Raw genomic sequence first — 15605 nt, 5'->3', positions numbered from 1 at the left:
ATGCCGATAACGACACGTTGAGTTACGTTGTGGTGACCCAGCCAAGCAACGGTAAGTTAAGTGGTTCTGGTGCAACGCGCACCTATACGCCAAACGCCGATTTTACCGGCAGCGATACCTTTACGTATAAAGTGAATGACGGCAGTGAGGACTCGTCCACGGCGACAGTAACGATCACAGTCAGTAACGTAAACGATGCACCGGTAGCACAGGACCAGTCTGTCACCACGCCAGAAGACACGGCCAAGATCATTACGCTTACGGGCAGTGATGCCGATAACGACACATTGACCTATGTGGTGGTGACCCAGCCAAGTAACGGTACATTAAGCGGCAGCGGTGCAACACGCACCTATACCCCCAACGCTGATTTTACTGGCACTGATACCTTTACGTATAAAGTGAACGACGGTACTGAAGACTCGGGCACGGTGACGGTAACGATCACAGTCAGTAACGTAAACGATTCACCGGTAGCACAGGGCCAGTCTGTTACCACGCCAGAAGATACGGCAAAGACCATTACGCTTACGGGCAGTGATGCCGATAACGACACATTGAGCTACGTGGTGGTGACCCAGCCAAGCAACGGAACGTTAAGCGGCAGTGGTGCAACGCGCACCTATACGCCCAATGCTGATTTTACCGGCACTGATACCTTTACGTATAAAGTGAATGACGGCAGTGAAGACTCGGCCACGGTGACAGTAACGATCACAGTCAGCGACGTGAACGATGCACCAGTAGCACAGGACCAGTCTGTCACCACGCCAGAAGATACGGCCAAGACCATTACCCTCTCGGGCAGTGATGCCGATAACGACACATTGAGCTACGTGGTGGTGACCCAGCCAAGCAACGGAACGTTAAGCGGCAGTGGTGCAACACGCACCTATACGCCCAATGCTGATTTTACCGGCACTGACACCTTTACGTATAAAGTGAATGACGGCAGTGAAGACTCGGCCACGGTGACGGTAACGATCACAGTCAGCGACGTGAACGATGCTCCGGTAGCACAGGGCCAGTCTGTCACAACGCCAGAAGACACGGCCAAGGTCATTACGCTTTCGGGCAGTGATGCCGATAACGACACATTGAGTTACGTGGTGGTGACCCAGCCAAGCAACGGTACGTTAAGCGGCAGTGGTGCAACGCGCACCTATACCCCCAATGCTGATTTTACTGGCACTGATACCTTTACGTATAAAGTGAATGACGGCAGTGAAGACTCGGCCACGGTGACAGTAACGATCACAGTCAGCGACGTGAACGATGCACCAGTAGCACAGGACCAGTCTGTCACCACGGCAGAAGACACGGCCAAGACCATTACGCTTACGGGCAGTGATGCTGATAACGACACATTGAGTTACGTGGTGGTGACCCAGCCAAGTAATGGTACATTAACAGGCAGTGAAGCATCGCAAACCTATACGCCAAACACTGACTTCTCCGGTACCGACACTTTCACGTTTAAAGTGAGTGACGGTAAAGAAGACTCAGATATTGGGACAGTAACGGTCACGGTCACAGCTGCCAATGATGCGCCTATCGTTGAGTCGTTCTCCGTGATTACTGATGAGGCTACGCCCAAAGACATAGAGTTGATTGGTGAGGACAAAGATGAAGATGGCTTAAACTATGAAATAACAGTGCAGCCATCCAATGGGTCCATAATTTGTGACGGCCAATTCTGTACCTATACGCCAAATGATGAATTTGATGGTACTGATAGCTTCAAATATATTGCGCGGGACGCAGAATTAAGCTCAGAGCCTGGAATCGTCACTATTTTAGTGAATGATACGATACAGGATAACCTTCCACCTGTTGCGGTAAACGATGAGCTTGCGATTACTTCGCTGGAGCAGGCACAGATTGCTGTGCTTGCAAATGATTACGACCCAGAAGGAGAAGAGCTAACCTTAACCTACGCTTATTCAACATTTGGTGTCGTTTCGATTGTAGATAACCAAATTCTCTTCACTCCTCCTTCAGGGTTCAAAGGCTTAGTTAGAATTCCTTATATTATTGAAGACGATCAGCAACAGGTCGCTTCAGCTACTGTTTATGTTGCGGTAGACGTTGAGTTATCTGATGAATTACCCGTTATAGAGGTTCCTGCTGATTTATGTGGGCCACTATCAATACCCGCGAACAGTTTGTATACCCGTGTAAATTATGGTGAGGCTCGTGCGTACGACCAATACGGAAACGTGCTTCCTGTCTCTGTCATCGACAACGTAACGCATTTTGCACCTGGTAATAACGTTGTTTATTGGCAGGCAATTGACGCCAGAGGAAACCAATCTGTGGCTGCGCAGCGTGTGTGTGTTGATCCACTTATTTCAATAGCGAAAGATCAATCCATTGCTGAAGGTGAAACTTTAAAAATAGGGGTCTTTTTAAATGGTGACTCACCGACTTACCCTGTAGAGGTGGGTTACACGGTTTCGGGGAGCAGTGATTTGCAGGACCACAACCTGGTTGACGGCGTGCTTGTCATCAAAGCTGGCACTCATGGCTACATACAAACAGAAACTTTCGAAGATACTGCTACAGAGGGTGATGAGACGATAATCATTACGCTTGATAGCGAGCTCAATAGAGGCGCGAAATTTAGCCATCAAACCACAGTCAGTGAAGGTAATTTAGCGCCTGAGGTTACACTTACTGTTAAGCAAGCGAATGAATCGAGACTTACGGTGACGCAAGGCGGAGGGATTGTGTCTATTAATGCAGATATTTACGACCCTAATCTAGACGATACATTCGATATTTTCTGGTCTGTCAGTGATAGTACCATTGAAAACCTGAGCTCAGCAGATAATAGATTCGATTTTGATCCGAGTACACTTGCTTCTGGTGTTTACAAGGTGAGTATTCGCGTCACTGACAGCGGCTTACCTATGGGGGATGACGACGAGTTTGTGTTTATAAACGTTGTCCCTCTTCTTATGGCACTGGATGCACAAGACAGCGATGGTGACAATATCCCTGATAACATTGAAGGCTATCAAGACGCCGATAGAGATGGTATTCCAGACTACATGGACAGAATCGATGAGTGCAACGTCCTGTATCAAGAGTTGAACAAGCAGGACGGGTATCTTATTGAAGGTGACCCTAGTGCATGTCTGCGTATTGGCAGCGTTGCACTCCAAAGTGAGTTTGGCGGTTCTTTTATCTCAGACAACGATGTGAATAGAAGCGTTGGTGGTGTAACAAAGGATAACGAAGCACGTAACATTGGCGGTATATTTGATTTCATTGCACATAGTTTGCTTGAGGAGTCGCAATCGATTGCTGTTGTATTACCTCAAAAAAATCCAATCCCCAAAAACGCAATTTATCGCAAATATCATAGGGTTGAAGGTTGGAAAAATTTTGTAGAGGATGCAAAAAATTCACTATGGTCAATAGCTGGTGAGCCTGGCTATTGTCCGCCACCGCGCTCGGAAGGATGGCAGCAAGGTCTCGTTGAAGGTCATTGGTGCGTACAAATTGAAATTGAAGACGGTGGGCCGAACGACGATGATGGCCAAGTAAACGGCGTTGTCGAAGACCCTGGCTATGTTGGAATATGGGAAACTTCCAACGTGGCGCCAATAGCAGAAGATACTGTATTAACAACAGCATTTAATGAGGAAGTGGATGTCGATTTGAGCGAATTAATCTCAGACGAAGACAACGACTTGCTAGAGGTTACTTCTATCACTCCAGAAATTGGTGGCTATGTACTAAATAGCTATTGGATGACATACATACCACAAACGGATTTCTCTGGTGTAACCAGCGTTACCTACGGTGTGTCTGATGGGAGTGGCGGTACTTCATTTGGTGTAGTAACAATAAATGTGCTTCCACCCAATTATGCGCCAATTCCTGGTGAAGTAGTCCATAACGCCTTGATTCAGTGTGAAGACTCAGCCGTTGTAGATGTGTTAAGTGTGGCCACCGACCCTGAAGACGATGAGGTGAGTGTCATTGAAGCGTCGTCCCCACACGGCGTGGTAACAATACTCCACAATGGCGACGTGATGTTGACACCGCATTGTGACTTCTTTGGAACCGCAACCATTGATTATACTTTACAAGATACTGCTGGCAACCAAAGTGCAGCGCGCTTTACCATCACGGTAAAACAAGTTGTTGAGGTTATCGCTGTTACAGAGACTTCGGGCGGTGCGTGGAGCTATTGGAGCATGCTGGGGCTTGCCTTAATTACGTTAATTAGGAGAATGTCGATGCGAAAAGTCATCGCAATTTTTGTATTTTTTTTCACGTCCACTTACGCCTATGCTAATCAAGAAAACCAAGAGGCTGAGCGCGATCAACAAGGTTCAGAAGTAAAACAAAACGAAGGTTGGCCGCAGGGATGGTTTATAGAAGGGAGCGTTGGCTTGTCTGAAACTGACGTTTCTACCTCAGACTTAGATAAGGCATATCAACTAGCGGGCATTGAAGCGCAAAGCGTGTCTATTAAAGACAATGACTTGAGCTATAGCTTTAATATTGGCTATCAATTTAATACATACTTTGCAATTGCATATGGTTATCAAGATCTCGGTGAGCGCAACGTGTCTTTTACTGGTAGCGTGCTGAGTGAGGACCTAGCGCGTTTTTTTGATGCCGCTGAAGAGGTTTACCCTCAGACTGCTGAGGGGCAAGTACTTAGTGCCATCTTTAGTATTCCGCTATCTTACCAATTCAAGTTTGATTTGCGTTTGGGGTATTCGCAATGGGATAGAAAATACGTCACGATAGAAAACGGTGTACAAGGCAGAGCATCTGATAGCGAGAATGATTGGGTCTATGGCATAGGTGCAAGTTATGTTCAAAGCAAATCCTTGGTATGGCGTTTAGAATATGATTTTCGTGAGTTGCAAGGTCAAGATGTTACAAACTTATCGCTAAGCTTGCGGTATTTCCTTTTTAAGTAACAACAAAAACAGTACGTTAGTAACATGCTATTACCGTACTGCTCTGCTTATCTTTTACAATTCGAGGCCTCACACAATAAGTGTATGCTCGGAACTGCCTAATAATGATATACGCTAACGTGCCCCTGCGGTTGCACCGCTCGTTGCGATCCCGATTTAAATCATCAATAGCCTTCCAAAGTTGCCCTTTATGTCGTAAATGTCACTAAAGGCTCACAACAACTATAATGTGTAAAAGTGTTCAAAAGTATAATGGATAAGCCCCGTTTATGAGCCATAGTTAAATCGTTAATTGAACAGTTACCGCTGGTAACGACAGTGAGGTATCGACGTGACGGCTATTGCTTCTAACTTTATTGATTCGGTTTTGTCCAAAAAAAGCACTGCTTTTGTAACGGCTTTTTTGCTTATGCTCGTTAGTTGGGGGCTGGAGTTTTCAAGCGTCGAGCACCTTGGCATCGTATTAAGTTCAAGTTGCGTTGTATACTTACTCTTAGTTATTCAGCACTCATCTGAAGGGGGTAATACAGATGTTGCCAACATTAATAATACCCACACTACTTCGTCTACAAATACTGATGAAATAGGCCGCAATGCTCAGGGCAGCGAAGTGGCTGATAGTGATTTTCTTGACACAATATCAGACGTAAAGGAAACACTATCGGTATCGTCAGCAAATATTGCTGATGTTCTCAATACTCAAGACGATGCAGTGGCAACGCTCAGCGAAGCGTTCATTAGTCTCCAAACACTTCTTAACCAACAAGAAACAAGTATTCATCGCCTGTTAAACGACGACGAAAGCAGCGATTCTGCTTACGCAGAGAAGATGCGCACGTTCGCTAACAACACTGATAACACACTAACCAGTTTTATATCTTCCACCGAGGAAATGACTGCGTCTACGCGCTCGCTGGAAAGCCAGGTTCAAACTATTCAACAAGCAATGCCCACGGTGATTGATGCCTTAGGTGGCATCGACGGAATTGCAGCGCAAACCAATTTGCTTGCATTAAACGCAGCTATTGAGGCCGCACGTGCTGGTGAAGCGGGCAGAGGATTTGCGGTGGTCGCCGATGAGGTAAGAGCGCTTTCTACCCGCTCTACTCAGTTCAGCGACGTTATCAAAAAGCAAATAGATAACATTAAAGATTTGATAGACCGACTAACTGAAACTGCAGAGTTTGTTGCTTCTCAGGATATTTCCCACGTTGTAAAAGCGAAAGATGACATTAGTCTGCAACTCATGGGAATTATACGAAAAGCGGAGTCTGATATTCAAAATGCAGACGAATTAGAAACTATTAGGCAAAAGCTAGCAGACTCAACCAATACGGCAATAAGAGGTATGCAGTTCGGTGATATTAACAGCCAAAATTTAATTTATACCCAAGAGATCATCAACTTTGTTTCAGAACAGCTAGATCTTCTGTCGACCGACAATGTGTCAGAAGTTCGCGAAAGACTTCTGAACTACAAAGAGTCTCTGGCTGCACGCGGTCAAACCGACCACAACCCTGTTTCTGCCACTTCTGTCGAAGCTGGTGATATTGAACTTTTTTAAAATATTTTGAAGACACGCTTCCAGCGTTTCTCTAATAGCACCTCATTAACAAGTGATATGGCAAAGGTAAAACATAATGAGTAAGAGTATTTTGATAGTCGACGATTCAGTTTCAATCCGTCAAATGGTTGAGATGACCCTCAAGTCAGCAAATTATCAAGTCACTACAGCGCAAGATGGACAAGACGCTTTAGAAAAATGCAAAGGTGCTAGTTTCGACTTTGTACTTACCGATCAAAATATGCCTCGAATGGACGGTCTGTCTTTAGTTAAGTCGTTACGCGGCCTAGCTAACTTTAGGTCTACACCTATCGTTATGCTTACCACCGAAGCTGGCGATGATATGAAAGCAAAAGGAAAAGCGGCGGGTGCCACAGGGTGGATGGTTAAACCGTTTGACCCTAATAAGCTACTTGATGTGATGAAGCGGGTTCTAGGCTAAGTATCTTTTAATTATTCAATGTGGTGGCTAGGAGTTTCTTATGACCATAGATGTAACCCAGTTTCACGATGTCTTTTTTGAAGAGAGCGAAGAGCATCTTCAAGACATGGAACAGCTGTTAATGACATTGGATGTAGACTCTCCTGATCAGGAGCAGCTGAATAGTATTTTTAGAGCGGCACACTCCATTAAAGGCGGAAGTGGCATATTCAACTTTGATGCGTTGATGAACCTCACTCACGTTATGGAAAATTTGCTCGATAAAGCTAGGAATCAGGAAATTGAGGTTACATCAGACATTGTAGATATTTTTCTACAAACCTTGGATGTACTAAGAGATACCCTAACCGCATATAAAGAAAGTACTGACCTACCGCAGGATGAAATTGACGCCAGCATAGTGGTATTAGAAGAAGCGCTAGCTAATGCATCCGGTAAAGCAAGTTCTGGTGCTAGCGACAGCGCACAGGCAAATGTAGCTGGCAGTGAGCAAGATGATATCAGTGATGATATTGAAGGCTTTGGCTTTTTTGACGACGACGATACTAACATAAATACGGTATCGGAAGCCGGTGTTGATATTGGTGCTGAGATTGATGCGGAAATTGAGGGCTTTGGATTTTTTGATGATGAGCCCTCAACGCCTGTAGAGCCAGCGGCAAAGAGCGAAGAGGTAGACGAAGGCTTTGGGTTTTATGAACCAGAAAACCTCCCAGTTGCTCCTGCTGCAAATACTGAAAAAAGAACTGCGCCAACTCAACCTATCGTTAAACCCGTTAAAACCAAACCAAAGGCTGCTGCCAAAGAGGCCGCTTCGATAAGAGTAGACACCACCAAAATTGATTCAATGGTGAACCTTGTTGGAGAGCTGGTGATCACTCAGTCTATGCTGTCGAATGTTGGGCAAGAAGTAGAGGGACAATTAGGTGAGCGTTTACAGCTAGCTATCGACGAGCTTCAACGCAATACGCGTGAAATTCAAGAGTCGGTAATGTCTATGCGCATGCTGCCAATCAACATGACGTTTAATCGTTTCCCTCGAGTAGTGCGAGACCTATCAAGCAAGCTTGGCAAGCAGGTAGATTTAGTGATTCAAGGCGGTGGTACTGAAATCGACAAAAGCCTGATTGAAAAGCTTGTAGACCCGCTGACGCACTTGGTTCGCAACAGTATTGATCACGGTATTGAAACTCCCGAGAAACGTGTGGCCAACGGCAAAGCCGAGAAGGGTACCGTCATACTGAGCGCAGAGCAGAAAGGCAGTAGCATCATTATTGGCATTATCGATGATGGTGCAGGGTTGGACAGGGCGCGCATTTTAGACAAAGCAATGCAAAACGGTCTGCCAGTATCTCCAGATATGCCCGACAGCGAAGTATGGCAATTAATCTTTGAAGCGGGTTTCTCAACGGCTGAGCAAGTTACCGATGTATCGGGTCGCGGTGTAGGGATGGACGTGGTACGCCGGAACATAGAGTCTATTGGTGGTCGCATAGAGATTGAATCTTCTAAAGGAGAAGGATCTGCGTTTTACATCCATCTACCGCTTACCTTAGCCATTGTTGATGGCATGTGTGTATCGGTAGGCGAACAAATTTTTGTCATTCCTCTGTTAAACGTTATCGAGTCATTTCAGCCTACAGACTCTCAAGTCAAAATGCTTGGAAACGAACAAGTGCTTTGGATCCGCGATCGTTATTGGCCTTTAGTCTCTCTTACGCAGCTAATGCAGGTCGATGGCGGTGTCACCGAGCCAACCAAAGGCATTGTGGTATTGCTGGAAAGCAGTAAAAAGCGCTACGGCGTGTTAGTCGATTCATTAGTTGGCCAGCAGCAGGTAGTCATTAAAAGTCTCGAACAACATTACAAAAAAGTCGCGGGTATCGCCGGCGCAACCATTATGGGCGACGGTAAAGTTGCCATGATTATAGATGCCGATTCTGTGGCTATGAGTTGTGCCACTGTATCAAATAGTGAGGTCTTATTATGAGCGAAGCAGCACTGCAGCAAGCCGTGGGTACGTCAAACGTCAACGAGTTCCTTAGCTTTATTCTTGGTGAAGAACACTATGCGTTAGACATCACAACGGTGAAAGAAATACGCGGTTATGAACAGGTAACAAAAATTGCCAATGCACCCGCTTTCATCAAGGGCGTTATTAATTTACGCGGCGATATTGTGCCGATAGTCGATTTGCGTTTGAAGTTTAACGTGGGTGAGGCGACCTATAACCAATTCACTATTGTCATAATGCTAAATGTACACGACCGAATTGTGGGCATAGTGGTAGACGGTGTTTCCGATGTAATAAGACTGTCGGAAGAGGAAATGCTTCCACCACCGGAGTTCGGTGTGTCGTTTGATAGTAAGTACCTACATGGCCTAGCGGATGTAGACGAGAATATGATCATTTTAGTGAATATTGAAAGCTTAATTACTAGCAATGAATTGGGTTTAGTTGAGACAAAATCAGTAATAACTGAGGATGAATGAAATGGGTATTATGACGTGGTTAGAGGACTTCACTAAGGCTACGGATGCCAATCAAGCATTAAGAAATAAGCAAGCACTAGATGCAACAACGTGTTGCATTATGATGGCAGATGCCGAGCGCAATATTATTTTTGCAAATCAATCGGTGAAAGACCTGTTAAAGGCAAACGAGAAAAAATTGCAAGAATTATTACCCAGCTTTTCTGCAGACAACCTCGAAGGTCAGAACATTGACCAGTTCCATAAAAACCCGTCACACCAGCGAAATATACTTGCAGAGTTAAAGTCAACTATGGTTTCGACCATTAAAATTGGAGACTTGAACTTTAAGTTAACGCTTACTCCCATGTTCGATCAGGAACATAAGAATATCGGTACAATGGTGGAATGGGTTGACCAATCTGAAATTCTTATCAAGAGCACTATGCTCAATGCGTTGGACAAGGCACAAGCGGTGATTGAGTTTACGCCGGATGGGATTATCCAAAACGCGAATGACAATTTTCTCAATACTTTAGGTTATTCGCTTAATGAAATAGTGGGTAATCACCACAAAATGTTTTGTGACAGTGAATACATTCGCTCCGAAGAGTACACAGAGTTTTGGCGTTCTTTAAAGCACGGAAAATTGCACAGCGGTGAGTTTTGTCGGTTTAATAAAATGGGCCGTGAAGTTTGGATACAGGCGTCGTACAACCCAGTATTTGACGATGAAGGCAATGTTATTCGCGTCGTTAAATTTGCCACTGACATTACCGCATCTAAACTCAAAAGTTCCAATTTCGAGGGTCAAATTAAGGCGATAAACAAAGCTCAGGCTGTCATCGAATTCGATTTAGACGGCAACATTCTTGACGCGAACGAAAACTTCTTAAACACGGTTGGCTATAGCCTAGACGAGATAAAAGGTAAGCATCACAGTTTGTTTGTAAAAGAAGACTACAGGCGTTCGGCCGAATATGGTCAGTTTTGGGAGCGTCTGCGACATGGCTCTATGTTTGACGGTGAGTTTGAGCGGCTAGGAAAAGGCGGCAAGTCCGTTTGGATCCAAGCGTCTTACAATCCTATTTTGGATCAGAATGGTCGTCCTTACAAAGTCGTTAAATTCGCTATTGATATTACCGGTCGCAAACAGGCTATCAGTGATATTAAAAACGCTATGAGGGAGCTTGCACAAGGTAATTTAGATTGCAAAATTGAGCATGAATTCGATGAAGAGTTTCAAGAGTTAGGCGATTCAATTAATCGCTTTATTGGCGATATGCGCCGAATCATCGGTTCTATTAACGATGTTATGGCCCGTTTGTCTGATGGCGATTTAACTGCCGTTGTAGATGAGAAGTTTGAGGGTGAGTTCCAAGTTTTAGGCGATGCAATCAACGACTTTGTTAATCAAATGTCAGGTACCATCGGCTCTATCTATGAAGCTGTTGAAACAATTACTACGGCCTCTTCCGAAATTGCAACGGGTAACTCAGATCTTTCAAGCAGAACTGAGCAACAGGCGTCGAGTCTTGAGGAAACAGCGTCAAGCATGGAAGAGCTTACGGGTACCGTAAAGCTCAACGCTGAAAATGCCGAGCAGGCGAACAGTCTAGCCGCTCAGAGCTGTGATATTGCCACTAAGGGAGGCGATCTCATAAGGCAAGTCGTTGAAACCATGTCATCTATCAATGCGTCGGCCCAAGAAATTTCAGACATCATTGGTGTTATTGATGGTATTGCATTTCAAACCAATATTCTGGCACTCAACGCAGCAGTGGAAGCCGCCAGAGCCGGCGAACAAGGGCGCGGTTTTGCAGTAGTTGCTTCTGAAGTAAGAAGTTTGGCACAGCGTTCTGCAGAAGCAGCAAAAGAAATCAAAGAGTTGATATCAGACTCTGTTAATAAGATTGATGGTGGCAACAAACTGGTTAATCAATCTGGCGACACAATGGAAGAAGTTGTGACGTCTATCAAGCGTGTGAACGATATTATGTCTGAAATAGCCGCAGCAAGTTCAGAGCAGGCCTCAGGCATTGAAGAGGTGAGTAAAGCTGTGGTGCAAATGGATGAAATGACACAGCAAAACGCAGCGTTAGTTGAGGAAGCAGCTGCGGCAGCCGAAAGCTTGCAGCAGCAGGCGGGTGGTCTTGCAGAGCGAGTCGCTACGTTTAATATTGGCGACAGAGGGCATGAACATCAAGTTACTGCGCCTGCGCCAAGAATGAGTCACCAACCACAGAAAAAAGCAGTAGTAGCGTCGATAAGTAATCACAGAGCGCTGCAGCCAAAAGTACCAAGCAGTGATGAGTGGGAATCATTCTAAATAAAGCTGAAAGCGACTTACCGAAAGGTAGTCGCTTTTTTTTACTGAAAAGTTTACGTAAGTTTTATGGAGTCGAATTATGGGCGTTTTTAATATTTTCCAAAATGACGAGTTAATCGCTGCACAAAGTTTAACGCGCTTTCAAGAGCAAGCATTAAGCGAGAGCAGTGCGTGCCTGATGCTAGTAGACAAAAATGGCGAAGTAACGTTTGCCAACAAAGCATTTTACCAGCTTGCTGAAAAATACAGTTCCCAGCTTGAAAAGCATTTGCCAGCAATCAATTTTCAGTCGTTAGCTGGAATGACCTTGCGTTCATTCCTTGTCAACCACCCTAATTTATCGGCTCGATACGATAACTGTCGAACCAAAGATAGCGTAATGCTTCCGGTAGGCGACTTATTATTTACATTGAATATATCCACCATTAATAGCGCAGAAGGCGACAAGCTAGGCTGCATGGTGGAATGGATAGATGACCAAGAACTTCAATACAAAACAGGTTTATTAGATGGGCTAGACAGAAGCCAGGCAATAATCTCGTTTACTCCGGATGGCATTGTTGAAGATGCCAACAATAACTTTCTGAAGGTCACAGGGTATAAAAAAGAAGAAATAGTCGGTCAGCACCATCGACTGTTTGTTACCACTGAATATGGCGTGTCAGAAGAATATAAACATTTTTGGGCACAGCTGAAAAATGGTGAGCGCAATAGCGGTGAATTTTGCAGAGTGGCAAAAAGCGGCGACAAAATTTGGATCCAAGCTTCTTATAACCCTATTTACGACAAACTAGGCAACATTGTTCGAGTTGTTAAATTTGCTACCGACATAACAGAGCAAAAGAGAAAGAACGCCAACTATGAAGGCCAAATTAAGGCTATTGGCAAATCTCTTGCGGTTATTGAATTTGACTTAGAAGGTAACATTCTCTTTGCCAATGAAAACTTCTGCAACGCAACGGGCTATTTATTAAGTGAAATAAAAGGGCAACACCACAGCATGTTTGTGGAGCCGAACTATAAGATGAGCCCTGAATATTCTGCTTTTTGGCGTGATTTGAAAAAAGGCGAGTACAAATCTGGCGAGTTCAAACGCGTCAAAAAAGACGGCAGCGACTTATGGATCCAAGCGTCTTACAACCCAATTTTTGACGAATCTGGAAAGCCTGTAAAAGTTGTTAAATATGCATCTGACGTTACCGAGCAAAAAATATTGAATGCGTTCAATTTAGGCCAGATAAACGCCATAGATAAATCGCAGGCAGTGATTGAGTTTGATGTTCATGGCAATATTTTAACCGCTAATGATAACTTTTTGGCCACTGTCGGTTACAGTTTAGAAGAGATACAGGGCAAGCATCACCGTATTTTTGTGACCGAAGATGAACGTAAATCAGACGAGTATCGTTCATTTTGGGAAAAGCTTGCGCAAGGCCAGTTTTATTCTGGTGAGTTTCACCGAGTGGCTAAAGATGGTTCAGATATTTGGATTCAGGCTACTTACAATCCAATTTTGGATATCAATGGAAAGCCAATAAAGGTGGTGAAATACGCCAGTAATATCACCGAACAGAAAGTTAGAAATTCCTATTACGAAGGGCAGCTCGACGCTATTGGAAAATCTCAAGCTGTTATCGAATTTAATATGGATGGCATTATTCAAACTGCCAATGAGAATTTCTTAAAAACGGTTGGCTATACGTTAAGTGAGATCAAAGGTAAACATCACAGTATGTTTGTAGAGTCTAGCTATCGTGCAAGCCATGAATACGCAGCGTTTTGGGAATCGTTGAGAGAGGGAAATTTTGAAACTGGTGAATATAAGCGAATAGGTAAAGGCGGCAGCGAAATATTTATACAGGCAAGCTACAACCCTATTTTGGACCATAATGGAAAGCCTTTCAGAGTGGTGAAGTTCGCTACCGACGTTACTGGCAGAACAGAGGCCGTTGAAGAAATTAAAGAGGTGATGACGAGGCTGACGCAAGGAGACCTCACTGCGCATATCGACCATGCGCTTCACGGAGAGTTTGCATCGTTAGGTGAGTCTATAAATCAATTTATAGACGAAATGCGCAGCACAATTACTAATATAAATGAGGCGGTAGAGACTATTAATGTTGCTTCTGGCGAAATAGCCACAGGCAATGCAGACCTTTCCTCTCGAACAGAGCAGCAGGCATCAAGCTTAGAAGAGACTGCATCGAGCATGGAAGAGTTGACGGGCACCGTTAAACTGAATGCAGAAAATGCTGAACAAGCTAACGGCCTTGCTTCACAGGCGAGTCAAATAGCAACTCAAGGCGGAGAAGTTATCGCTGATGTGGTGAAAACAATGACGCTTATTAATGATTCTGCACAAGAGATTTCAGACATTATTGGTGTAATAGACGGTATTGCTTTTCAAACCAATATACTTGCCCTTAATGCTGCTGTTGAAGCGGCAAGAGCCGGCGAACAGGGTAGAGGTTTTGCGGTAGTTGCTTCTGAGGTAAGAAGCCTTGCGCAACGCTCTGCTGAGGCTGCGAAAGATATTAAAGAGCTGATTTCCGACTCGGTAAGCAAGATAGCAAGCGGTAATGAGTTAGTTGTGAGATCTGGCGATACAATGTCAGAGGTGGTCACTGCAATTAAGCGAGTTAACGACATCATGTCGGAAATTGCAGCAGCATCGTCTGAGCAGGCTGCGGGCATTGAAGAAGTGGGCAAAGCCGTAGTTCAAATGGATGAGATGACGCAACAAAATGCAGCACTTGTAGAAGAAGCTGCGGCCGCGGCAGACAGCTTGAAACATCAATCGCTTCAGCTAAGTGAACGCGTTGCCGTATTCGAAGTGGGTAATGGTTCAAACTTCGATAATCAGTCCGCAGCGCTGTCTCGTCCTTCTGTCCATTCATTGCAGCGTAGTTCAACGAACGCTTACCAGCCCCGCGTAGCGTCGGGTAGCAGCAGACGTGTAGCTGAATTGTCACCTGCATTACCAAAGGACGCTGAGTGGGAGTCGTTTTAAATGGAAGTGTTGTCAGCAAATAAAGCATCGACTAGGGAGTTCGCCTTTGAAAAGGCGGACTTCAATAAAGTACAAACCATGCTTTTAAAAAAAGCAGGTATAAAACTTTCCGATGCGAAAGAGGCTATGGTTTACAGTCGTTTGGCAAGACGGATACGAGCTAGAAGCCTTAAAAGCTTTAATGAATATTTAGCCTTAGTTGATAAGTCAGAGGCAGAACTAGAAGAATTCATTAACGCGCTAACTACAAACCTGACCTCTTTTTTCAGAGAGCCGCACCATTTTACCGCGCTTGCTGATTACCTTCGTGAGCACCCTCAGGTTTCAACGATTTGGTGCGCAGCAAGTTCAACGGGAGAAGAGCCTTATTCCATTGCAATGGTGGTTGCAGAAACCTTTGGAAGCTTTAAGACCCCCGTGAAAATAATAGCCTCAGATATTGACAGTAAAGTGCTTTCCAAAGCACGAAACGGTATTTATCCGCTTGCTTCTATATCAAAAGTGTCGGAAGCCAGACAAAAACAGTTTTTCCATCGCGGCAAAGGTTCTAATGAAGGAAAGGTTCGTGTGGTCGATGAATTACGCCAGATGGTTCAGTTCAAAAAACTGAACTTAACAGAGCCGAAATGGAGCATTACTTCACCTGTAGATGTCATATTTTGCCGAAATGTGATGATCTATTTTGATAAACCAACACAGCTGAAAGTGCTTGAAAAAATGGTAAATCTACTCAAGCCTGAAGGCTTATATATGGCTGGTCATTCGGAAAACTTTAACATGTGCACCAATCTTGTCAGACCCGTGGGAAAAACTATTTATCGTCCTGTGAAGTAGGAGGAGGC

The 15605-nt window shown here is 44.5% G+C and carries 8 protein-coding genes; all 8 read left to right on the top strand.

Annotated features, from left to right (window positions below; genetic code table 11):
• On the top strand, nucleotides 1-4946 hold a 4946-nt coding region (locus tag GTW09_RS10630; RefSeq protein WP_163111871.1), incomplete at its 5' end, for an Ig-like domain-containing protein.
• Between the two features lie 331 nt (nucleotides 4947-5277).
• Nucleotides 5278-6510 (top strand): methyl-accepting chemotaxis protein, encoded by a 1233-nt coding sequence (locus GTW09_RS10625; RefSeq protein WP_163111870.1) that lies wholly within the window; start codon nucleotides 5278-5280, stop codon nucleotides 6508-6510.
• A gap of 76 nt (nucleotides 6511-6586) precedes the next feature.
• A complete protein-coding gene (locus GTW09_RS10620) occupies nucleotides 6587-6952 on the top strand; it encodes a response regulator (protein WP_163111869.1) in 366 nt (121 codons plus the stop codon).
• 40 nt (nucleotides 6953-6992) lie between these two features.
• Nucleotides 6993-8942 carry a chemotaxis protein CheA gene (locus GTW09_RS10615; protein ID WP_163111868.1) on the top strand — a complete coding sequence of 650 codons (1950 nt, stop codon included), beginning with the start codon at nucleotides 6993-6995 and terminating at the stop codon, nucleotides 8940-8942.
• Nucleotides 8939-9445: a chemotaxis protein CheW gene (locus GTW09_RS10610; RefSeq protein ID WP_163111867.1), complete on the top strand. Its 507-nt coding sequence runs from the start codon at nucleotides 8939-8941 to the stop codon at nucleotides 9443-9445. The genes GTW09_RS10615 and GTW09_RS10610 overlap by 4 nt, the downstream gene beginning before the upstream one ends.
• 1 nt (nucleotide 9446) lies before the next feature.
• Nucleotides 9447-11753, top strand: a complete 2307-nt coding sequence (locus tag GTW09_RS10605; RefSeq protein ID WP_163111866.1) for a methyl-accepting chemotaxis protein — start codon at nucleotides 9447-9449, stop codon at nucleotides 11751-11753.
• Between the two features lie 79 nt (nucleotides 11754-11832).
• A complete protein-coding gene (locus tag GTW09_RS17690) occupies nucleotides 11833-14763 on the top strand; it encodes a methyl-accepting chemotaxis protein (RefSeq protein WP_163111865.1) in 2931 nt (976 codons plus the stop codon).
• A complete protein-coding gene (locus GTW09_RS10595; protein WP_163111864.1) occupies nucleotides 14764-15597 on the top strand; it encodes a CheR family methyltransferase in 834 nt (277 codons plus the stop codon).
• The last annotated feature ends 8 nt before the right edge of the window (nucleotides 15598-15605 follow it).

It is taken from the genome of Alteromonas hispanica (assembly GCF_010500915.1).
Lineage (GTDB): Bacteria > Pseudomonadota > Gammaproteobacteria > Enterobacterales > Alteromonadaceae > Alteromonas > Alteromonas hispanica.
This window is presented reverse-complemented; position numbering and strand designations above follow the sequence as displayed.